20 protein-coding genes are annotated in these 20,327 nt (G+C 69.6%); 17 read left to right on the top strand and 3 right to left on the bottom strand.

Going from position 1 to position 20,327, the window contains the following annotated elements; genetic code table 11:
* Window positions 1–34: 34 nt before the first annotated feature.
* A complete protein-coding gene (gene fumC, locus STVA_RS18235) occupies window positions 35–1,438 on the top strand; it encodes a class II fumarate hydratase (RefSeq protein ID WP_123693437.1) in 1,404 nt (467 codons plus the stop codon).
* A gap of 7 nt (window positions 1,439–1,445) precedes the next feature.
* Here fumC and STVA_RS18230 read toward each other — a convergent pair whose 3' ends face one another.
* On the bottom strand, window positions 1,446–1,781 hold the full coding sequence (locus STVA_RS18230; protein ID WP_123693920.1) for a DUF1491 family protein: 336 nt from the start codon (window positions 1,779–1,781) through the stop codon (window positions 1,446–1,448).
* A gap of 101 nt (window positions 1,782–1,882) precedes the next feature.
* Here STVA_RS18230 and aceB point away from each other — a divergent pair, with 101 nt between their 5' ends.
* The 9 genes from aceB (at window position 1,883) to STVA_RS18175 (ending at window position 10,805) form a co-directional block, all read left to right on the top strand.
* Window positions 1,883–3,481: a malate synthase A gene (aceB, locus tag STVA_RS18225; protein ID WP_123693439.1), complete on the top strand. Its 1,599-nt coding sequence runs from the start codon at window positions 1,883–1,885 to the stop codon at window positions 3,479–3,481.
* 147 nt (window positions 3,482–3,628) lie between these two features.
* The gene (gene dapA / locus STVA_RS18220; RefSeq protein ID WP_123693922.1) at window positions 3,629–4,507 is read left to right on the top strand and encodes a 4-hydroxy-tetrahydrodipicolinate synthase; all 879 of its coding nucleotides are present in this window, start codon (window positions 3,629–3,631) and stop codon (window positions 4,505–4,507) included.
* Window positions 4,508–4,574: 67 nt separating this feature from the next.
* Window positions 4,575–5,048, top strand: coding sequence for an SsrA-binding protein SmpB (smpB, locus tag STVA_RS18215; RefSeq protein WP_123693441.1), 474 nt, complete (start codon window positions 4,575–4,577; stop codon window positions 5,046–5,048).
* A 62-nt stretch (window positions 5,049–5,110) separates the two neighbouring features.
* Window positions 5,111–6,448 (top strand): tetratricopeptide repeat protein, encoded by a 1,338-nt coding sequence (locus STVA_RS27700; protein WP_170221604.1) that lies wholly within the window; start codon window positions 5,111–5,113, stop codon window positions 6,446–6,448.
* 142 nt (window positions 6,449–6,590) lie between these two features.
* On the top strand, window positions 6,591–8,030 hold the full coding sequence (locus STVA_RS18195; protein WP_142235813.1) for a hypothetical protein: 1,440 nt from the start codon (window positions 6,591–6,593) through the stop codon (window positions 8,028–8,030).
* Window positions 8,031–8,119: 89 nt separating this feature from the next.
* On the top strand, window positions 8,120–8,899 hold the full coding sequence (locus tag STVA_RS18190; protein WP_123693451.1) for a hypothetical protein: 780 nt from the start codon (window positions 8,120–8,122) through the stop codon (window positions 8,897–8,899).
* Between the two features lie 3 nt (window positions 8,900–8,902).
* Window positions 8,903–9,577: a tetratricopeptide repeat protein gene (locus STVA_RS18185; protein ID WP_123693452.1), complete on the top strand. Its 675-nt coding sequence runs from the start codon at window positions 8,903–8,905 to the stop codon at window positions 9,575–9,577.
* A 5-nt stretch (window positions 9,578–9,582) separates the two neighbouring features.
* Complete coding sequence (locus tag STVA_RS18180) at window positions 9,583–9,921, top strand: hypothetical protein (protein ID WP_142235812.1); 339 nt, start codon at window positions 9,583–9,585, stop codon at window positions 9,919–9,921.
* 23 nt (window positions 9,922–9,944) lie between these two features.
* Window positions 9,945–10,805 carry a hypothetical protein gene (locus STVA_RS18175; protein ID WP_170216636.1) on the top strand — a complete coding sequence of 287 codons (861 nt, stop codon included), beginning with the start codon at window positions 9,945–9,947 and terminating at the stop codon, window positions 10,803–10,805.
* Window positions 10,806–10,852: 47 nt separating this feature from the next.
* Here STVA_RS18175 and STVA_RS18170 read toward each other — a convergent pair whose 3' ends face one another.
* Window positions 10,853–11,350: a phosphatase domain-containing protein gene (locus STVA_RS18170; protein WP_123693458.1), complete on the bottom strand. Its 498-nt coding sequence runs from the start codon at window positions 11,348–11,350 to the stop codon at window positions 10,853–10,855.
* 73 nt (window positions 11,351–11,423) lie between these two features.
* Between STVA_RS18170 and STVA_RS18165 the strand changes: the two genes are divergently transcribed.
* The 3 genes from STVA_RS18165 to STVA_RS18155 all read left to right on the top strand — a co-directional run bounded on the left by STVA_RS18165 (window position 11,424) and on the right by STVA_RS18155 (window position 13,492).
* Window positions 11,424–12,143: a VWA domain-containing protein gene (locus STVA_RS18165; RefSeq protein ID WP_123693460.1), complete on the top strand. Its 720-nt coding sequence runs from the start codon at window positions 11,424–11,426 to the stop codon at window positions 12,141–12,143.
* Window positions 12,144–12,648: 505 nt separating this feature from the next.
* Window positions 12,649–12,882: a DnaJ domain-containing protein gene (locus STVA_RS18160; RefSeq protein ID WP_246782837.1), complete on the top strand. Its 234-nt coding sequence runs from the start codon at window positions 12,649–12,651 to the stop codon at window positions 12,880–12,882.
* Between the two features lie 28 nt (window positions 12,883–12,910).
* On the top strand, window positions 12,911–13,492 hold the full coding sequence (locus STVA_RS18155; protein ID WP_123693464.1) for a DUF1003 domain-containing protein: 582 nt from the start codon (window positions 12,911–12,913) through the stop codon (window positions 13,490–13,492).
* Here the strand turns inward: STVA_RS18155 and STVA_RS18150 are convergent.
* On the bottom strand, window positions 13,431–13,865 hold the full coding sequence (locus STVA_RS18150) for a GNAT family N-acetyltransferase (RefSeq protein WP_197735669.1): 435 nt from the start codon (window positions 13,863–13,865) through the stop codon (window positions 13,431–13,433). The genes STVA_RS18155 and STVA_RS18150 overlap by 62 nt on opposite strands.
* A 296-nt stretch (window positions 13,866–14,161) precedes the next feature.
* Between STVA_RS18150 and galU the strand changes: the two genes are divergently transcribed.
* The 4 genes from galU (at window position 14,162) to STVA_RS18130 (ending at window position 20,312) form a co-directional block, all read left to right on the top strand.
* A complete protein-coding gene (gene galU, locus STVA_RS18145) occupies window positions 14,162–15,031 on the top strand; it encodes a UTP--glucose-1-phosphate uridylyltransferase GalU (protein ID WP_123693468.1) in 870 nt (289 codons plus the stop codon).
* 44 nt (window positions 15,032–15,075) lie between these two features.
* Entirely contained in the window at window positions 15,076–16,416 is a 1,341-nt protein-coding gene (locus STVA_RS18140; protein ID WP_123693470.1) for a UDP-glucose dehydrogenase family protein, read from the top strand.
* Window positions 16,413–17,786, top strand: coding sequence for a phosphoglucomutase/phosphomannomutase PgmG (pgmG, locus tag STVA_RS18135; RefSeq protein WP_123693472.1), 1,374 nt, complete (start codon window positions 16,413–16,415; stop codon window positions 17,784–17,786). The genes STVA_RS18140 and pgmG overlap by 4 nt, the downstream gene beginning before the upstream one ends.
* Window positions 17,787–17,924: 138 nt before the next feature.
* The gene (locus STVA_RS18130) at window positions 17,925–20,312 is read left to right on the top strand and encodes an Ig-like domain-containing protein (protein WP_123693473.1); all 2,388 of its coding nucleotides are present in this window, start codon (window positions 17,925–17,927) and stop codon (window positions 20,310–20,312) included.
* The last annotated feature ends 15 nt before the right edge of the window (window positions 20,313–20,327 follow it).

The raw sequence follows: 20,327 nt of genomic DNA, 5'->3' as shown, positions 1-20,327 counted from the left end.
CTCCCATACGCCCCTGCCGGGAAGAGGGAGTGCCATGCCACCCGACAACACCATCGAGACCCGCATCGAGACCGACAGCTTCGGCCCGATCGCGGTGCCGGCCGACCGCCTGTGGGGCGCCCAGACCCAGCGTTCGCTGGAGAATTTCCGTATCGGCGTCGAGCGCATGCCGGTCGAGATCGTGCGTGCCTTCGGCCTGCAGAAGCAGGCTTCGGCCCGCGCCAACATGGCGCTGGGCGCGCTCGACCCCACCATCGGCGCCGCCATCGACCAGGCGGCGGGCGAGGTGGCGGCGGGCCTGCTGGACGATCACTTCCCGCTCGTCGTCTGGCAGACCGGATCGGGCACCCAGACCAACATGAACGCCAACGAGGTGGTGGCCAACCGCGCGGCCGAACTGCTGGGGGCGGGACGGGGCGGCAAGCGGGTTCACCCGAACGACCATGTGAACCGCAGCCAGTCCTCCAACGACAGCTTCCCCACGGCCATGCATGTCGCGGCCGTGCTGGCGATCGAGGGGCGGCTGCTGCCGGCGCTGGATCATTTGGCGGCGGTGCTGCGCGGGCGCGCTGCGGCCTTCACTGACGTGGTCAAGCTGGGCCGCACCCACCTCCAGGATGCGGTGCCGATGACGCTGGGGCAGGAGATCGGCGCCTGGGCCTACCAGGTCGAAGCGGCGGCCCACGGCCTGCGCCACGCCCTGCCCGCACTGCGCCAGGTGCCGCAAGGCGGCACCGCGGTCGGCACCGGGCTGAACGCGCCGGCCGGCTTTTCGGCCCGCTTCGCGCAGGAACTGACGGCGCTGGCCGGCAGCAGCTTCGCCCCGGCCGAGGACCGCTTCGCCTACATGGCGGCGCACGATGCGTTTGTGGCGGCATCGGGCGCCTTGAACACCGCGGCGGTCGCCCTCACCAAGGTCGCCAACGACGTGCGCCTGCTGGCATCGGGGCCGCGCGCGGGTTTCGGGGAGCTGATCCTGCCCGAGAACGAGCCCGGCTCGTCGATCATGCCGGGCAAGGTGAACCCGACCCAGGCCGAGGCCCTGACCATGGTGGCGGCCCAGGTGATGGGCAACCATGTCGCCGTCACAATCGCTGGCGCCCAGGGGCACCTGCAGCTCAACGTCTTCAAGCCGGTCATCATTCACGCCCTGCTGCAGTCGGTACGCCTGCTGGCGGACGGGGCGGCCAGCTTTGCCGACAATTGCGCGGCCGGCATCGAGCCCGACCGCGCGCATATCCGCCGCCACCTGGAGGAATCGCTGATGCTGGTGACGGCGCTGACCCCGGCCATCGGCTACGACAAGGCGGCCGAGATCGCCAAGAAGGCCCACCACGAGGGCACGACGCTGCGCGCGGCGGCGCTCGATCTCGGCTATCTCGATGCGGCCGCCTTCGACGCGGCGGTGCGGCCGGAAACCATGATATCGGGCGGCTGATCCCGGATCAGGCGACGGTCTCCCCCAGGGTGTAGCGACCCTGGGGGTCCTCGATCTCCAGCACCCAGAGGTCGGGGTCGCTGTCGCGCCGGCGCTCGACATAGGCGTCGGCGTCGGCCTCGGGCACCGGCTCGGCGCCGGTTGCGGCGATCCACTCGCGCTGCCCGTCCCGCCCGTACGACCCGCCATGGACGACGCAGCCGGCGGCGAAGCGGTTCACCTTCAGGAGGATGGCGCCGGCATCGGGGTCGCCCCGGCGGGCGACGACGGCGGTGATGTCCTGGACGGCGCAGCGGCGGATTTCGGCTGCGATCCACAGGCGGCTCTTGAGGCGGGGTTCCATGGCCGACATTGTTAACATGTCGGCGCCCGCCGGCCTTGACGATCCTGGCGGTGCGGGCCAAAACGGCCGGGTTTAATGACAATCCAATAGGGAGTTGCGGGATGGACAGCTACGCGGGCGTTCAGGGCGTCAAGATCACGGGGGCCATGCAGCCCGGCTTCGAGACCGTGCTGACCGCCGAGGCCGTGGCCTTCATCGCCGACCTGGAGCGCCGCTTCGGTGCCCGCCGCCGCGAACTGCTGGCCAAGCGGCAGGAGGTGCAGGCGCGCATCGACGCCGGCTGGCGGCCGGACTTCCTGGCCGAGACCAAGTCGATCCGCGACGGCGACTGGACCGTGGCGCCGCTGCCGGCCGACATCCAGGACCGCCGGGTGGAGATCACCGGCCCGGTCGACCGCAAGATGATCATCAACGCGTTGAACTGCGGCGCCAGCGTCTTCATGGCCGATTTCGAGGATGCCAGCACGCCCACCTGGGCCAACATGCTGGAAGGCCAGATCAACCTGCGCGACGCCAATGCCGGCACGATCACCTTTGACGACCCGACCAATGGCCGCCACTACACCCTGAACGAGAAGCGCGCGGTGCTGTTCGTGCGTGCCCGCGGCTGGCACCTGGTCGAGAAGCACGTGCTGGTCGACGGCCAGGTCATGTCCGGCTCGCTGTTCGATTTCGGCCTCTACTTCTTCCATAACGTGAAGCAGTTGCTGGCCAACGGCAGCGGCCCGTACTTCTACCTGCCCAAGATGGAATCCCATCTGGAGGCGCGGCTCTGGAACGACGTCTTCGTCCATGCCCAGGCGGCGCTGGGCATCCCCAAGGGCACGATCAAGGCGACCGTGCTGGTCGAGACGATCCTCGCCACCTTCGAGGTGGACGAGATCCTGTGGGAACTGCGCGACCATTCCGCCGGGCTCAACTGCGGCCGCTGGGACTACATCTTCAGCTTCATCAAGAAGTTCCGCAACGACCCCAAGGCGATGCTGCCCGACCGCGGGCTGGTCACCATGACCACGCATTTCCTGCGCTCCTACAGCCTGCTGGTGATCAAGACCTGCCACCGCCGCAAGGTGCATGCGATGGGCGGCATGGCGGCCCAGATCCCGATCCGCAACGACGAGGCCGCCAACGAGGCGGCGATGGCCAAGGTGCGCGCCGACAAGGAGCGCGAGGCCGGCGACGGCCATGACGGCACCTGGGTCGCCCATCCGGGCCTGGTGCCGATCGCCAAGGGCATCTTCGACCGCATCATGACCGAGGCCAACCAGATCGCCCGCCAGCGCCAGGACGTGCACGTGACGGCGGCCGACCTGCTGGCCGTGCCCGAGGGGCCGATCACCGAGGCCGGCCTGCGCCAGAACATCAATGTCGGCATCGGCTATATCGAGGCCTGGCTGCGCGGCATCGGCTGCGTGCCGCTCTACAACCTGATGGAGGACGCGGCCACGGCCGAGATCAGCCGCGCCCAGGTGTGGCAGCAGATCCACCACGGCGCCCGCCTGGACGACGGCCGCCCGGTCGACGCCCAGCTCTGCCGCATCATCGTCGAGCAGGAACTGGTGAAGACCGCCCAGCAGATCGGCATCGAGCGCTTCGGCGCCGGCCGCTACGACGATGCCGCCGCCCTGTTCACGAAGCTGGTCGAGGCCGAGCAGTTCGAGGAGTTCCTGACGCTGCCGGCCTACGACATGGTGGATTGAGCGAGACCGCCGGCCTGGGGTGAATTCCCGGGCCGGCAGACTGGCTTCTGATTCGTTGCCGCGCCGGCCGCGGGCGAGTATCGTCGCCGGCCGCGGGCCGCCGGCCGATCAAATGTCGCCGCCCGACGATGAATGAAGGAGTTCGCCATGTTCAAGGGATCCCTGGTCGCCCTCATCACGCCCTTCCGCGACGGCAAGGTGGATGAGAAAGCGTTCCAGGATTTCGTGGCCTGGCAGATCGCCGAGGGCACGCACGGCCTCGTCCCCTGCGGCACGACGGGCGAATCGCCGACGCTGAGCCATGAGGAGCATGACCGCGTCATCGAGTTGTGCATCGAGGTGGCCAAGTCCACGCGCACGCCGGTGATGGCAGGCACGGGCTCGAACTCGACCGAGGAGGCGATCCGGCTGACGCGCCATGCGAAGAAGGCCGGCGCCGACGCCGCGCTCATCGTCACGCCCTACTACAACAAGCCGACGCAGGAAGGGCTCTACCTGCACTACAAGGCGATCCACGACGCGGTCGACCTGCCCATCTATATCTACAACATCCCCGGCCGCAGCGTGATCAACATGACGGTCGAGACGATGGCGCGACTGGCCAAGCTGCCCAACATCGTCGGCGTCAAGTGCGCGACCGGCGACATCCAGCGCCCGCTGCTGGAACGCGTCGCCATCGGCGACGAGTGGATCCAGCTCTCGGGCGACGACGGCATGGCACTGCCCTACCTGGCCCAGGGCGGCCAGGGCTGCATCTCGGTCTCCGCCAACGTGGCGCCCCGCGCCCTGTCGGAGATGCATGTCGCCTGGCAGAAGGGCGATGTCGCGACCGCGATGAAGATCAACCGGCGCCTGATGCCGCTGCACGAATCCCTGTTCGTCGAGACCAGCCCGGGGCCGGTGAAGTACGCCGCCAGCCTGATCGGCAAGGGGACGGACTATTGCCGCCTGCCGCTGGCGCCGACGCTGGAGCCGACGCAGGCGCGCGTGAAGGCGGCGATGACCAACGCCGGCCTCCTCAACTAGAGGCCACGATCGGACGCCCCCCTCCCGCCGCGAAGGCAGGGGGGCGGTCCGGCGGAAAGCAGCAACGATGGCAGCCGAGAAGGAACCGCAGCGGCAGGTCGCCCAGAACCGGCGCGCACGCTTCGACTATCATATAGACGAGACGCTGGAGGCGGGCCTCGTCCTCTTCGGCAGCGAGGTGAAGTCGCTGCGCAAGGGGGCGGCCAGCATCGGCGAGGCGCATGCCGGCGAGCGCGATGGCGAGCTCTATCTGTTCAACGCCTATATCCCGGAATATCCGGGCGCCAACCGCTTCAACCACGAGCCGCGCCGCGCCCGCAAGCTGCTGGTCCACCGCAAGGAGATGAGCAAGCTGCTGGGCCAAGTGAAGCGCGAGGGCGTGACGCTCGTGCCGATGGCCTTCTATTTCAACGACCGCGGCATCGCCAAGGTGCAGATCGGGCTCGCGCGCGGCAAAAAGATGGCGGACAAGCGCAACGCCATCAAGGAACGGGAGTGGAACCGCGACAAGGCCCGCCTGATGCGGGCCAAGACGCTGTAGGCGCCGGTTCGCGGCGCTGCGGGGAGGGGGGACGGCCGACGATGAAGTGGATGCAGGTTTCGATGGCAGCGGCGCTTGGCCTGGTACTGGCCGGATGCCAGGACGAAACCACGCAACCGGTGCTGGTACCGACCAAGTCGACGCTGGAGCAGGGCCAGGCCGCCCTGCGCCTGGGCGATTTCGAGAACGCGGCCAAGATGTGCCGCGAGGCGACCGGCGAATCCAACCCCTCGCCCTGGGCCTTCTCATGCCTCAGCGATGCCGAGCGGGGCCTCGGCAACAAGCCGGCGTCCGAGCAGGCCCTGCAGGGCTATCTGGAGCGCGTGCCGACCGACGTGCCGCGCCGCCATGCGCTGGCCCGCCTGTATCTGGAGGACGGGCGCTTCCCGCAGGCACAGATCCATCTTGACCGGGTATCGCAACTGGGGCTTGCCACCGCCGACACGTTCTTCCTGGTGGCCGAGATCTTCCGCTTGCAGGGCAATTGCCAGGCCGCGCTCGGCAACTATCGCCAGTCGCTGCGGATCGACCCCAACTACGGGCCGGCCCATGAGGGCCAGGACCGCGCCCGGCGCGAGATTTGCCCGCGGCCGGCACCGGTGCGCCGCCCGCCGCCCACCCGCCGGTGGCCGCCCCGGCGCCCGCTGCCGCTCCGGCACCCGCTGCCGCTCCGGCTGCCGCGCCTGCGGCAGCACCGGCCGCCACCACAGCGCCTGCCCGCTGACCCGCATCCCCGGAGACATCCCATGCGCCTGGCCTGGTTGCCGTTCGTCCTGCTGCCGTTCGTCCTGCTGGCGGTCGCCGCACCCGCCCATGCCCAAGGGCTGGACCTGTCGGAGCGCGGCAACCGGCCCCAGGTGGCTCCGCCGCCGCTGCCGGCGTCGGCCATGATCGACCCGGCCTGCCGCCGCCGGCTGTCGGGCCGCAAGGTGGCCATCGTCTTCTCCGAGGTGCGGGAGGATGGCGACCGGCTGATCCGCCAGCAGCGCTATGCCGGGGTCTACCCGATCGTGGCCGACGCCCTGCGCCGCGCCGGCATGACGGTCTTCACCCAGGAAGAGATCAACCGCCAGGTCGCCCAGGAGGAACTGCGGCGTTTCCTGGAGAACCAGACCGACGCCGCCTTGACCGCCTTCCAGCGCCTGGGGCCGGCCTATGTCATTCGCGCCAACATCGAAAGCCGGGCCCAGATGAACCCGATGATCCGGGTCAAGCAGGTGTCGGTGACGGTCAGCTTCGCGCTCTCCTCGCCCGGCCGCGGGATGATGGGCCAGGCCGACATGTCCCAGGCGTCCTTCACCGGCGCCGACCCGTTGCCGGTGGTGCGCGACATCCTGCGCGAGCGGATCGACGGCGTGGTGGCCGATCTCTACGCCAGCGTCTGTGCCGGGCGTGGCTGATCGTCCTGGTGGAATGGATACCAATCTGACGGCGTAATTTCTGCCGGCGGGCTTGAACCCCGGCTAGAGCCTCCGCGACAGACCATCCGAGCGCCCCCGACAGGGGGGCGGAACGAGGTCACCCGCCCTGGGGAGTCGCCGGATGCAGCGTACAGCACTAGCCATGTTCTTCCTGTGCCTGCTGGCGGCAGGCGTCCCGGCCGTGGCGCAGCAGCCGGCCGCCCCGGCGGGGCAATCCCAGAAGACCATCATCGTCTCGGCCGAGGGGCTGGCCGATCCCAACGCGCCGCAGTACGCGCGCGACAAGGGGATCATGATCGACGAGCTGCGCCGCGACGCCCGCCGCCAGGCGGTCGAGAAGGCGGTCGGCGTCTATGTCGACAGCCAGACCCTGGTGCAGAACTACACCATGATCAGCGACCGCGTGCTGACGCGCGCGGACGGCCTCATCAAGCAGGTGATCAAGGAAAGCGATCCCTGGCTGGGCGACGACGGCTTCATGCACATGCTGCTGAAGGCCGAGGTCTACGTCTCCGGCGTCGAGGAGGCGCTGAAGTCCATGTCGCGCGACCAGCGCGTGGCCCTGATCCGCGAGCGGGGGGACCCGCGCATTTCGGTGGCGATCTTCGCCGCCGACGCCGACCGCGCCTCGACCACCGCACCCCGCCGCTCGCAGATCGCCGAGAACATCCTGAAGGAACGCATCCAGACCTTCGGCTATCGCGTCTGGTCCGAGGAGCATGCCGACAAGCTGCGGGTGGAGCTGATGGCGCGCAGCCAGCTCGAGGGGCAGACCGACGTCACCCTCTCGGTCTCGCAGCAGCGGGCGTCCGACTTCTCGATCCTGGGCGAGGCCAAGTTCAAGACGCTGACCGCGCGCCTGCCGGCATCCGGCATCACGGTCAGCAAGTATGTCCTGACCTCCTGGACGGTCGCCTGCGTCGACAATGCGACGGGGCAGGAGATCTACTTCAACAACAAGGTGCCGACCGGGCGAAGCTGGAACGACGAGGACGTCGCCACCCGCGACATCGGCCAACTCATCGGCGCGGAGTTCAGCCGCGACCTGTTCGAGAAGCACCTGTCGGCGCCGTCGCGCATCTTCCAACTGCAACTGATGGGCCTGCCCGACTATGACGCGGGCGAGCTGATGCGCAAGGAGCTGATGGGCCTGCGCCCGGTGCTGAACGTCGACTTCCGCAACTTCGACGCCGCCGGCATGTCGCTGTTCGAGGTGGATTTCACCGGCGGCCGCAACGCCTTTGCCCGCCTCATCAACGAGACGATGGTGCGGCCGCTGAATGCCAAGCTGGGGGACCGCTCGTTTCGCCTGGTGTCGGCCAGGGGCGACCTCGTGCGGGTCAACTACAGCGCCAACGACGCCAACGACCTGGCCGACCGGCTGGTGAAGCTGCCGCCATCCTCCCTGGCTGCCGCCTCGCCGGAGCGCATCCGCGCCATCGCCCAGAGCGAGACCGCGATGGAGGCGGTGAAGAAGGTCAATCCCGAGGGCGTGGCGGCCGCCAGCGGCAAGGCGCCGACGCCCGCCAGCGACACCGTCCGGGCGATCAAGAACTTCTGAGAATCGACGCGAAACCCCTGAACCAACCGGCCGCTCGCTGCGACCGATGGTGCGGGTGGGTCCCAATAATTCGAGGCGGAGAAACAGCGATGAAGAAGATCGGAATTTCCTTCCTGGCCGTGACGGCGCTCGTCGGCGCCGGCTGCCAGCAGACGACCGGCGGCGGCAGCTCGGCCGCGATCGCCCAGCAGTCGGCCCAGCAGCAGATGTACCAGCCGGTCGGCTACGCTAACCAGAACATCCGCGGCGTCGCCGTCCTCGTCCTGCCGGGTGACGTGCGCAGCAACCATGCCAGCTTCACCCAGCGCTTCGGGCCGAACAACATCGCCGACTATGCCGAGCTGGAGCTGGGCCGCGCCAACTTCCCGGTGCTGGAGCGCCGCGAGCTGGGCCCGGTGATGCGCGAGGTCGAGATCGCCTACAACCTGGGCGACCCGAACGCCGCCCGCCGCCTCTTCCAGCTCGGCAAGTTCCGCACCACCAAGTACGTGCTGAAGTTCGACGTGCTGCGCGCCGAGCCGGTCGCCCAGGCCTCCCAGGGTTTCGACGGCCGCGCCATGGGCAGCCTGCTCGGCACCGCCATCGGCGGCCGCGCCGGCTATGCCGCGGGCACCGTCGCCGGGTCGGCGCAGTCCAGCGACGATGCCCAGGTGTGGATCGTCGGCCTGCGCTACCGGATCATCGACGCCAGCACCACCGAGCAGGTGGCGACCGGCTATTTCGAGCAGACCATGCAGCAGGGCAGCCAGGGCACGTCCTTCATGGGCGTCAGCCAGGCCTCGGCCGGCGGCCAGACCCTCGACCAGCTCGTCCAGCGCCTCGTCCAGCAGTCGGTCCAGGAGATCGACGCCCGCTACAAGGGGAACTGAGCCATGTCCCGCGCCATCATTCGTGCCTCCGGCCTGGGCCTCCGCGCCTCCGGCATCGGCTTCGCGCTCGCCACCGCCCTGCTGGCCTCGGCCTGCCAGCAGGACTCCGCCCCCCAGCCGGTGTTCGTGCAGACGACGACGGCGCTCGACCAGGGCCTGTCGGCGCTTCGCCTCAACGACTTCGCCCGGGCGGCCGCCTGGTGCCGCCAGGCGACGGCCGAGCCGAACCCGTCGCCCCAGGCCTTTGCCTGCCTGGGCGATGCCGAGATCGGCATGGGCAACCGCGCGGCCGCCGAGGCCGCCTGGCTCGCCTACCTCGACCGTGCGCCGAACGACCTCGTCCGCCGGCATGCGCTGGCCCGCTTCTACATGAACGACGGCCGCATGCCGCAGGCGCAGATGCAGCTCGACCGCGTGTCGCAGATGGGCTTGGCGACGGCGGAGACCTTCTACCTGGTGGCCGAGATCTACCGCGTGCAGGGCCAGTGCCCGCCGGCCATCGGCAACTACCAGCAGTCGCTGCGCCTCGACCCCGGCTATGGCCCCTCGCATGAGGGCATGCAGCGGGCATCGGCCGAGATCTGCCCGCGTCAGGCCGCACCCGTGCGCCGCGCCGCGCCCCAGGTGCAGGATCGCATGACCGGCGGCGGTGCCGCCCTGCGTCCTGGCCAGTGGTGAGCGCGATGAAGGCCGCCCTGGCAGCCCTGCTCGGCATCGCGGCCGTCCTGCCGGCATCGGCGGGCAGCAACGAGGCGCTGATGGAGGAACGGCGGCGGGCGGCCTTCTCGCTGAACGAGAAGATCCTGGAGCGGTTGCGGCTGGCTCCGGAAGGCTCGCAGGTCATCCTCTCGGTGCGCGTCGGTCCCGGTGTCGGGGCCGACCGCGACTTCCGGGTGGACGACCTGGTGGTGATGGACGGCCGCACCGGGGCCGAGCGCAGCGACGCGCTGCGCCGGCTCGGGCTTGGTGACGACGGGGTCGATCGCGGGCCGGTTCCGGTTCCGGCGCCGCCCATCCGATGAAATCAGGAAACGGGAGAAGTCCGATGCTGTCCGTGCGCAAGTCCGCCTGGACCCAGTCCGTCTGCATAGCCGCCGCCGCGATGACGCTGGCGGTGGTCGCCGCCCCTGCGGCAGCCCAGGGCAACAAGGAGCTGATGAGCATCCGCATGGCCCAGGCGATGGCCACCCGCGGCATCACCGAATCGATCGTCGGGCTGAAGGTCCGCAGCCAGGAGGTGTTCTTCTCCGACCGCTCGGGCGAGACCTCGGTCGACACCAAGATCCAGGCGGCGGTGAAGGGCGTGAAGCATGGCCGGCCCAAGTACGACGCGGCCCGAGACATCGCCATCTCCGAGGCGACGATCACGCTGGGCGACGTGCGCAACGTCATCGGCAAGCCGGTCTCGTACAACAACGTCACGGTTCGCCGCATCGGGCTCGGCACCAACACCGAATCCTCGCGCCCCTTCCTCCAGGCCCTGCGCGCGGCCGAGATCGACGCCTACGACCAGCTCGCCCGCACCATCGTCGGCCAGCAGGTGGACAGCCGCAGCCGCACCGAGAACCTGGTGCTGGTCAGCGACGAGGTCCGCACCTCGGTCATGGCCGCGATCTGGGGGGCGGAGGTGAAGGATTATGGCTGGACGGAGGACGGCAATGCCTTCGTCAAGATGACGCTCGACGTGCGCTACGCCAAGGACGTCTTCGGCAACCGCATCAAGTACACCGGCCCCAACGTCATCGAGGTGACGGGGCAGGGCGCCCAGCGCGACGACACCCGCGCGTCGATGGGTCAGCCGGGCCAGCCGGGCCGCCTCTACGACCCGGTCGACCTGAAGCTGCCGACGGGTGCCCCCGTCGCGGTCGAGGCGCCGCAGACCGGCGGCTCCGTGGTGCGCCAGTAGGACCGGTGGAAACCGACGGCCCGCCTTCGCAAGGAAGGCGGGCTGTTTCAGTTGCCGAGCGCCAGGATGTAGCGCTCCTGGTCGTCGGTCTCGATCGAGCCCGGCCGGGTGTGGCGGACCAGCGCGATGGCGGCGGCCGGCGCCAGGCCACGCAGGACCAGCAGGCGGGCGGCCACCGTGCCGGTGCGCCCGAAGCCGCCGCGGCAATGCACCATCACCCGCTCGCCACGGTCGAGTCGCGCCAGCACCGCGGTCGCCACCGCCTCCCAGGACTGTTCGAAGAGGGCGTCGGGCGCGCGCAGGTCCAGGATCGGCAGGTGGTGCCATTCCAGCCCGGCGGCGACGACGGCGCGGCCGAGATGGCCGATGCCGAGCCAGTCTAATTCGTCCTGCGGCTGCAGGGTGACGACGGTGGCCGCGCCCCAGCTCCGGATGATCGCAATGTCGGCGTCCAGGTCGACCCGGCCCGGAACCGGCGCCAGGCCGATGATGCCGGGCCGTTCGGGCAGGGCGAGCGCGGTGATCGTGTAGGGTGCCAGGGCCATCGGAACCGATCGGTTGGATGAAAGCGCAAATCGCGGGCTCAACCGCGAGCCCCTTCGTCCCATATAATAGGGCATGTCCAGCGACCAGAGAAAAACCGGACCCGGCAACCTGCCCGCGCGGTCGAGCCGGGCCGAGGTGGATGCCTTCCTCAGCAAGCTGAAGGCGGCGCCGCCGGCCGTCGGCGGGCGCCTGATCTTCGCCATGGATGCGACGGCCAGCCGCGAGCCGAGCTGGGACCGTGCCTGCCGCATCCAGGGCGAGATGTTCCAGGCTGCCGACAAGGTCGGCCGGCTGGCGGTCCAGCTTTGCTGGTATCGCGGCTTCGACGAGTTCGCGGCCGAGCCCTGGGTCACCGACACCAGCGCCCTGCTGGCGCGGATGAGCGGCGTGTCCTGCCGCGGCGGCCAGACGCAGATCCTGCGCGTCCTGCGCCATGCCGCGGCCGAGACCCGCCGCGAACGGGTGGCGGCCCTGGTCTTCGTCGGCGACTGCATGGAAGAGGATATCGACGCCCTCTGCCACGCCGCGGGCGAGCTCGGCCTGCTAGGGGTGCCGGCCTTCATGTTCCACGAGGGGGCCGATCCGGTGGCAAGGCGTGCCTTCGAGGAGGTGGCCCGCCTGACCAAGGGGGCCTGCTGCCCGTTCGATGCCGCCTCTGCCGACCAGCTCCGCGACCTGTTGGCGGCCGTTGCCGCCTACGCCGCCGGCGGGCGCCGCGCGCTGGAGGATTTTGGTCGCCGCCGCGGTGGCTCGGCCCTGCTGCTGACCCATCGGTTCGCCGGCCGTGGTTAGCACGGAGGCCGCCGGCCGCCTGGACGCCGTCGTCGCATGATCGCCTGGTTCGCGTTGGGTGCCCTTGGACTGGTGGGGCTGTGGCTGTTGCTGCGCGCGCTGGCCGCAGCCGACCCGGCCCTGCTGGCGCGCTGGCTGCGCATCGTCGGCGCCGGCGTTCTGGTTCTGGCCGCAATCCTGCTGGTGTGGTCCGGCCGCGTCGGTGCGGCGATGATGCTGGGATCGTTCCTGCTGCCGTTCTTCGTGCGCTGGCGCGGGCTGGCGCGGCGCGTGCGGGCGGCGGCCGGCCCCCGCCAGGGGCAGACGAGCGCCGTCGACACCCGCTTCGTCGCCATGACGCTCGACCACGACACCGGCCAGCTTTCGGGCCGGGTGCGCGAGGGCGCGTTTGCCGGCCGCATGCTCGACCAGCTCAGCTTCGACGAGGCGATCCAGCTCTGGCGCCATGCCCAGGTCGAGGACCCCGATTCGGCCAGCGTGCTGGAGGGTTGGCTCGACCGTGCCCATGGCGAGGACTGGCGCGATCGCGCGGCCGGCGGCGGGCGGGGGCGGCGGCGGTCCCATGGGCGAGGCCGAGGCGCTGGAGGTGCTGGGCCTGGCGGCCGGGGCCACCGCCGACGAGATCCGGGCGGCCCATCGCCGCCTGATGATGGCCAACCATCCCGACCGCGGCGGCTCCACCTGGGTCGCGGCCAAGATCAACGAGGCCAAGGACCTGCTCCTGGGACAGGACGGGTAGCGCGGCCTGCCACCCGGAGGCGCGGATCATGGACGAGGCGGTGCGGCATCTGGCCGAACGGTTGCTGAAGACGGGCTTCGACGAACTGCCGGAGCGGGAGCGCCGGGTGATCCAGCACATTGCCCGGCGCCGGCTGGTCAGCCGCGACCTCAGCATGGTCGAGGACGATGCCGGCTTCGGCGGCCGCCTGGCCGACCGGGTGGCGCAGTTCGGCGGCTCCTGGGCCTTCATCATTGCCTTCGGCGTCGTCCTGGTTGCCTGGGTCGTCGGCAACACCGTGCTGCTGCCGCTCCTGGTCCAGCCCTTCGACCCCTATCCCTTCATCTTTCTGAACCTCGTGCTGTCGATGCTGGCGGCACTCCAGGCGCCGGTCATCATGATGTCGCAGAACCGCCAGGCGGTGAAGGACCGCGAGGCCGCGGCCCACGACTACGAGGTCAACCTGAAGGCCGAGCTCGAGATCATGGGCCTGCACGAGAAGCTGGACGGCCTGCGCCAGGACCAGGTGACCCGCATGCTGGCCCAGCAGGAGGAGCAGATCCGCCTGCTCACCCGGCTGCTGGCGGAACGGTCGGGGGTTGCCCCTGGTCCGCAAGTTCCATGTGGATGATCTCGATCGGGTCGCCGCCCAGCCCGTGCGAGAAATGGCCGCGGCCGACCTCGCGGAACCCATGCCGGCGATAGAATTCCGCGGCATTGATCGTCGATTCCAGGCGCACCGGCCCCGAATGGCCGACCCGTGCCGTGTCGATGCCGATGGCCAGCAGCCGCCGGCCGAGCCCGCCGCCGGCGGCATCGGGCAGGATGAAGAGCCGCGTCACCTCGCCCGGCTCGGCATCGACGAAGCCGACGACCGCGCTGTCACGTTCGGCCACGACCATGCGGCCGTGCGCGATCAGCCCTTCGTAAAAATCGGGCGTGCGCTGCCCCATCCAGCCGGCGATCTGCTCGGCCGAGTAGTGTCCGGTCGCCAGCCCGGCCACCGACCGCCAGGTGATGTCGAAGGTGGCCTGGCCATCGCCGGGGCGGGCGGGACGGAACGAGACGGGGAGGGGCGGTCATCGGAAAGCTCCTGGATTGGCGGCCAATATGGTCGCGTCGATGCTGGCGATCGGAGGCGGCAGCATGCTCCACTCTGTCCGGGACTGCCTTGAGGCGTCAATTTGCGCGGCGATGGAACAGGAAGTAGCGCGGAATCGTTCTGGTGGCGGCCCATAGGCCCCGCCTATAGGTTCCTGCCGACATTGCCTCCGACCCCGATTCAGCCCGAGAGCAGTCCATGTCCCGACGCGTCCGCACCGCCGTTTTCCCTGTCGCCGGCCTCGGCACCCGATTCCTGCCGGCCACCAAGTCGATGCCCAAGGAAATGCTGACGGTCGTCGACAAGCCGTTGATCCAGTATGCCGTGGAAGAGGCGCGCGAAGCCGGGATCGAGCGGCTGATCATGGTGACGGGCCGCGGCAAGTCGGCCCTGGAAGACCATTTCGACGAGAGCTTCGAGCTGAACGCCACCCTGCGCGAGCGCGGACGCGACGCTGCCCTGGCAGATCTGGCGAAGATGATCCCGGGTGCTGGCGAGGTCATCTATACCCGCCAGCAGCGGCCGCTGGGGCTGGGGCATGCCGTCTGGTGCGCCCGCGAGGTGGTGGGCGACGAGCCCTTTGCCGTGCTGCTGGCCGACGACCTGATCCTGGCCGAGCGCGGCTGCCTGGCGCAGATGGTCGATGCCCACCAGAAGGTCGGCGGCAACATGCTGGCGGTGATGGAGGTCGCGCGCGAACACACCAGCCGCTACGGCATCGTCTCGCCCGGCGCCGACGACGGCCAACTGGTCGAGGTCGAGGGGCTGGTGGAGAAGCCCAAGCCGGAGGCCGCCCCCTCGCGCCTGGCCGTCATCGGCCGCTACATCCTGGAGCCCGAGATCTTCGACCATCTGAGCCTGATGGAGCGTGGTGCCGGCAACGAGATCCAGCTTACCGACGCCATGGCCAAGATGATCGGCGAGATGCCGTTCCATGGCCTGCGCTTCGCCGGGCGCCGCTTCGACTGCGGCGACAAGGCGGGCTTCCTGGAGGCCAACATCGCCTGCGCGCTGGCGCGGCCCGACATGGCGCCGGCCGTGCGGGAGTTCCTGCCGCAATATCGCTGAGCCCCAGACCCGCCCGCAAACGACCTTCGACGGATAGGACCCAAATGCGCATCGCCATGATCGGGACGGGCTATGTCGGCCTTGTCTCCGGCGCGTGCTTCTCGGAATTCGGCACTGACGTCGTCTGTGTCGACAAGGACGCCACCAAGATCGCCCGCATCCAGGCGGGCGAGATGCCCATTTTCGAGCCGGGCCTGGACGAGTTGGTCGCCAACAACGTGAAGGCGGGCCGGCTTTCCTTCACGACCGACCTGAAGGAGGCGGTGTCGGGTGCCGACGCCGTATTCATCTGCGTCGGCACGCCCAGCCGGCGGGGCGATGGCCATGCCGACCTGTCCTTCGTCTATGCCGCGGCCGAGGAGATCGCGCACGCGATCGGCCGCTATACCGTCATCGTCACCAAGTCGACAGTGCCGGTGGGCACGGGCCGCGAGGTCGAGGCGATCATCCGCAAGGCCCGGCCGGACGCGGAGTTCGATGTCGTCTCCAACCCCGAGTTCCTGCGCGAAGGGGCGGCGATCAACGACTTCATGCGCCCCGACCGGGTGGTGATCGGCTGCGAGTCCGACCGCGCCGAGGCGGTGATGCGCCAGCTCTACCGCCCGCTCTACCTGATCGAGACGCCGATCGTGATGACCCGGCGCGAGACGGCCGAGCTCATCAAGTATGCCGGCAACAGCTTCCTGGCGGTGAAGATCACCTTCATCAACGAGATGGCCGACCTGTGCGAGAAAGTCGGCGCCGACGTGCACGACGTCGCCCGCGGCATCGGCCTGGATGGGCGCATCGGGCGCAAGTTCCTGCATCCCGGCCCCGGCTATGGTGGCTCGTGCTTCCCCAAGGACACGCTGGCGGTGGTCAAGACCGCGCGCGACGCCGGCGCGCCCTTGCGCATCGTCGAGACGGTGGTGGAGGTGAACGACCTTCGCAAGCGGGCGATGGCCGACCGCGTGGTCACGGCCTGCGGCGGCTCGGTCGAGGGCAAGACGGTGGCCGTGCTGGGCCTGACCTTCAAAGCCAACACCGACGACATGCGCGACAGCCCGGCGCTCGACATCCTGCCGGCCCTCCAGGCGGCCGGTGCGGCAATCCGCGCCTATGACCCCGAGGGCATGGGCGAGGCGCGCAAGCTTCTGCCGGGCATCGATTTCGCCGAGGGCGCCTATGCCGCGATGGAGGGCGCCGACGCGGTCGTCCTCATCACCGAATGGAACGAGTTCCGCGCCCTCGACCCGCGGCGCATGCGCCGGGCGCTGAAGTCGCCCGTGGTGGTCGACCTGCGCAACGTCTACGACCCGGCGGCCATGGCCGAGGCCGGGCTCGAATACACCTCGATCGGTCGCCCGCTTGCCGCAGCGCGGCCGGGCAAGGAGACCACGCGATGAGCGAAGCCTATCGTTTCGACCCGACCATCCTGCGCGAGTACGACATCCGCGGCGTCATCGGCAAGACGCTGTCGACCGACGATGCCCGCGCCATCGGCCGCGCCTTCGGCACCATTGCCGGCTCGGGCACGATCGCGGTCGGCCGCGACGGGCGCCTGTCGTCGCCCGGTCTCGAGGAGGCGCTGATCGAGGGGCTGACGGCCAGCGGCCGCGATGTCGTCTCGGTCGGGCTCGGGCCGACGCCGATGCTCTACTATGCCAGCTACGCGCTGGACGTGGCGGGCGGCATCATGATCACCGGCTCGCACAACCCGCCGGACTACAACGGCTTCAAGATGATGCTGCGCAAGAAGCCGTTCTTCGCGGGCGACATCCAGGCGCTGGGCCGGCTGGCTGCCGAGGGCGGCTTCGCCACCGGCAAGGGCAAGGCCAGCCACGTCGACATGCTGGACCGCTATGTCGAGCGCCTGGCGCAGGACTTCACCGGCGGGCGCGAGCTGAAGGTCGCCTGGGACGCCGGCAACGGGGCGGCGGGCGAGGCGATGACGCGCCTGGTGGCGCGCCTGCCGGGCCAGCATTCGACCCTTTTCGCCGACATCGACGGCACCTTCCCCAACCATCACCCCGACCCGACCGTGGCCAAGAACCTGGTCGACCTCCAGGCGGCCGTGGCCAAGGGCAGCTGCGACCTGGGCGTGGCGTTCGACGGCGACGGCGACCGCATCGGCGTGGTCGACGGCCAGGGGCGCATCCTCTGGGGCGACCAGCTCATGCAGATCTGGGCCGAGGCGGTGCTGAAGGATCGCCCCGGCAGCGTCGTCATCAGCGACGTGAAGGCGAGCCAGACGCTGTTCGACCGCATCGCAGCATTGGGCGGCCAGCCGCTGATGTGGAAGACCGGCCACTCGCACATCAAGAACAAGATGGCCGAGACCAAGTCGCCCCTGGCCGGCGAGATGAGCGGCCACATCTTCTTCGCCGATCGCTACTATGGCTACGACGATGCGCTCTATGCCGCCATCCGCCTGCTGAACGTCGTGGCGGGCAGCCCCGAGACGCTGGCCCAGATGCGCGACCGCATGGCGGCCACCATCAACACGCCGGAACTGCGCTTCCCCTGCTCGGAAGAGGCCAAGAAGCCGGTGATGGCCGCGGTCGTCGAGCGGTTGAAGGCGGCTGGTGCCACCTATTCCGACGTCGACGGCGTGCGGGTGAACACCAGCGACGGCTGGTGGCTGCTGCGCGCGTCGAACACGCAAGACGTGCTGGTGGCGCGTGCGGAATCGACCAGCGACGCCGGCCTCGACCGGTTGAAGGGCGCACTGGCCGATGCCTTGCGCGCGGCCGGGATCGAGCCGCCGGAACTGTGATCACGCGGTAGATAGGCGCGCCAAGACGCGTCGGTCCGCTTCCCGGCCACACCCCCACCGCAGCAATCTTCGGACAACGACCCGCCGCTCGGCTATTGGTTGTCTGAGGCCGTGGGTGTGGCCGGGAGCGGGGGCTCGATGGCGTTCGGACTGGTGACGCCCGAAGGGGCGGGATACTCCACGGCCAACGGCATCGCGGCGGATGCCGGCGGCGACAGCTATGTCGCCGGTTTCTTCTCCAACACCGATTTCGACCCCGGACCCGGCACGGCGATCCCGTCCACCGAAGGCAACCACCTCTTCGTCGCCCGCTACGACATGTCGGGCAGCCTTGTCTGGGTCACGGCGACCGAGGGGGGCGACTACAGCGTCGCCACGGGCAATGGGCTGGCGCTGGGCCCCACGGGGGACATCCACGTCGTCGGCCATTTCGCGGGCACGGTCGACTTCGACGGCGGCCCGGGCACGACCGTTCTGATCAGCACCGTGCGCGACATGTTCGTCGCCCGGTACGATGCCGACGGCAGCCTTCTATGGCTAACGGGGTCGGGGCAGTCGACCGGCGAGGACGTCGCGGCCGCCGTTGCCGTCGATGCCGCCGGCAACATCCTGGTGGGCGGACACTTCGACGGCACCGTGGATTTCGACGCCGGGCCCGGATCGGCCACCTTTACCGCGATCGGGACCGATGCCTTCCTGGCGAAGTACGATGCCGACGGCAGCCTGACCTGGGTCGTGACGGGCCGCGGCACGAGCCGTGGGTTCATCCGCGACGTGGCGGTCGACACGGCGGGCAATATCCTCGCGGCGGGCAATTTCGAAGGAACCGTGGATTTCGATCCCGGCCCCGGAACAGCGCTGCTTGCGGCCACCGGGGTCGACTTCTTCGTGGCCAAGTACGATCCGTCCGGCAACCTGCTCTGGGCGCGTTCGCCGGGCCAATCCAGTGCGGGCGAGTATGCCAACGGCGTCGCCACCGACGCGTCGGGGAATGCCTATGTCACCGGCTTCTTCGAGTCCGGCGATACCGGCGCCACCGTCGACTTCGATCCAGGCGCGGGGACGGTCGCCCTCGCTGGCGCGCTCGACGAATTCTTCCTGGCGAAGTACGACGCCGACGGCGACCTCGTCTGGGTCAAGGGCATGACCGGCGGGGCCGATCGCGAGCGTGGCGAGGACGTCGCGTTCGACGGCCAGGGCAACATCCTCGTCACCGGGTCGGTCAGCCAGACGGTGGATTTCGACCCCGGTCCGGCGACCGACATCCATGTCTCCACGGGCACGGACATGTTCGTGGCCCGCTACGATCCATCGGGCAAGCTGCTGTGGGCGAGCGCGTCCGACCAATCGACCAGTGACGAATACAGCCACGACATAGCGGTCGACCCGTCGGGCAATGCCCATGTCGTCGGCCAGTTCTTCGGCACGGTCGACTTCGATCCGGGTGCCGGCACCGCGCTGGCCGAGGCCGCGGATGGCAACAAGTTCTACCTGCTGCGCTACACCGCTGCCGGCGACCTGCTGACCGACCGCGTGGCACCGGAAGCCCCGGCGGTCCTGGCTATCACCGGCGACACCGGCGAGCCCGACGGGGTCACCACCGACCGGACGTTGACGCTGTCCGGCACGGCCGAAGCCCACTCCACGGTCCATCTGATGCGAGACGGCCAGGGCATGGATACCGTCGTCGCCGACGAGGACGGCAACTGGACCTGGACCGATCCGGCGACGCTGGCGCTTGGGCATCACGCCTACGCCGCCACTGCCGAGGACACCGCCGGCAACGAGAGCGAGGAGTCCGACCCGTTCGCGGTCTTCATCGTCGACCGCAAGGCGCAGCCCACCAACAACCCCGACCTTGTCCAGGCCGCTGCTTCAGGTGGCAATATCGACGGCAAGAACGGCAATGACAGCCTGTTCGGCGAGGCCGGCCGGGACACGCTGAAGGGCGGCAACGGCGACGACCTGGTGGCCGGCGGCAGCGGCGAGGACGCGCTCTGGGGCGGCAATGGCAACGACCGCCTGGCAGGCGGCAACGGCAATGACACGCTCTATGGCGAGGCTGGGTCTGACCGCCTCGACGGCGGCAATGGCAGCGATCGCCTGGAAGGCGGCGCCGGTGGCGATCGGCTCGATGGCGGCACCGGGGCGGACACGCTGCATGGCGGCGCCGGCACCGATACGCTGGCGGGCGGCCCCGGCGCCGACCGGTTCTATGGCGATGCCGATGGGGACTGGATCGATCTCGGACCGGATGTGGGAAGGGACACCGTCTACGGCTCGGTTGCCCACCTGGCCGACGACACGATCCATGGCTTCCAGGCGGGGCTCTCGGGCGACGTCATCGCAATCGCCGGCCTATCCGCCAAGCATGGCCGCTTGCTCGATAGCGTGGCCGTGACCGACGGCGCCTTGTCCCTCTCCGCCGTTGGCGGCGGGACGATCCTGTTCGACGGCCTTTCCGGCACCTACCAGACGGACACCATGATCGGCGGCGACGGTGCCATCCTGATCTACCTCATGTAGGGCGGCAGGGCCGTC

Origin of the sequence: Stella humosa, from assembly GCF_006738645.1 — a bacterium.
GTDB classification, from domain to species: Bacteria; Pseudomonadota; Alphaproteobacteria; order ATCC43930; family Allostellaceae; genus Allostella; species Allostella humosa.
This window is presented reverse-complemented; position numbering and strand designations above follow the sequence as displayed.

What these genes read in the sequence shown, in the direction of transcription:
- fumC (WP_123693437.1), top strand. Translation starts at nt 35, where the DNA reads ATGCCACCCGACAACACCATCGAGACCCGCATCGAGACCGACAGCTTC.
- STVA_RS18230 (WP_123693920.1), bottom strand. Translation starts at nt 1,781, where the DNA reads ATGGAACCCCGCCTCAAGAGCCGCCTGTGGATCGCAGCCGAAATCCGC.
- aceB (WP_123693439.1), top strand. Translation starts at nt 1,883, where the DNA reads ATGGACAGCTACGCGGGCGTTCAGGGCGTCAAGATCACGGGGGCCATG.
- dapA (WP_123693922.1), top strand. Translation starts at nt 3,629, where the DNA reads ATGTTCAAGGGATCCCTGGTCGCCCTCATCACGCCCTTCCGCGACGGC.
- smpB (WP_123693441.1), top strand. Translation starts at nt 4,575, where the DNA reads ATGGCAGCCGAGAAGGAACCGCAGCGGCAGGTCGCCCAGAACCGGCGC.
- STVA_RS27700 (WP_170221604.1), top strand. Translation starts at nt 5,111, where the DNA reads ATGGCAGCGGCGCTTGGCCTGGTACTGGCCGGATGCCAGGACGAAACC.
- STVA_RS18195 (WP_142235813.1), top strand. Translation starts at nt 6,591, where the DNA reads ATGCAGCGTACAGCACTAGCCATGTTCTTCCTGTGCCTGCTGGCGGCA.
- STVA_RS18190 (WP_123693451.1), top strand. Translation starts at nt 8,120, where the DNA reads ATGAAGAAGATCGGAATTTCCTTCCTGGCCGTGACGGCGCTCGTCGGC.
- STVA_RS18185 (WP_123693452.1), top strand. Translation starts at nt 8,903, where the DNA reads ATGTCCCGCGCCATCATTCGTGCCTCCGGCCTGGGCCTCCGCGCCTCC.
- STVA_RS18180 (WP_142235812.1), top strand. Translation starts at nt 9,583, where the DNA reads ATGAAGGCCGCCCTGGCAGCCCTGCTCGGCATCGCGGCCGTCCTGCCG.
- STVA_RS18175 (WP_170216636.1), top strand. Translation starts at nt 9,945, where the DNA reads ATGCTGTCCGTGCGCAAGTCCGCCTGGACCCAGTCCGTCTGCATAGCC.
- STVA_RS18170 (WP_123693458.1), bottom strand. Translation starts at nt 11,350, where the DNA reads ATGGCCCTGGCACCCTACACGATCACCGCGCTCGCCCTGCCCGAACGG.
- STVA_RS18165 (WP_123693460.1), top strand. Translation starts at nt 11,424, where the DNA reads ATGTCCAGCGACCAGAGAAAAACCGGACCCGGCAACCTGCCCGCGCGG.
- STVA_RS18160 (WP_246782837.1), top strand. Translation starts at nt 12,649, where the DNA reads ATGGCGAGGACTGGCGCGATCGCGCGGCCGGCGGCGGGCGGGGGCGGC.
- STVA_RS18155 (WP_123693464.1), top strand. Translation starts at nt 12,911, where the DNA reads ATGGACGAGGCGGTGCGGCATCTGGCCGAACGGTTGCTGAAGACGGGC.
- galU (WP_123693468.1), top strand. Translation starts at nt 14,162, where the DNA reads ATGTCCCGACGCGTCCGCACCGCCGTTTTCCCTGTCGCCGGCCTCGGC.
- STVA_RS18140 (WP_123693470.1), top strand. Translation starts at nt 15,076, where the DNA reads ATGCGCATCGCCATGATCGGGACGGGCTATGTCGGCCTTGTCTCCGGC.
- pgmG (WP_123693472.1), top strand. Translation starts at nt 16,413, where the DNA reads ATGAGCGAAGCCTATCGTTTCGACCCGACCATCCTGCGCGAGTACGAC.
- STVA_RS18130 (WP_123693473.1), top strand. Translation starts at nt 17,925, where the DNA reads ATGGCGTTCGGACTGGTGACGCCCGAAGGGGCGGGATACTCCACGGCC.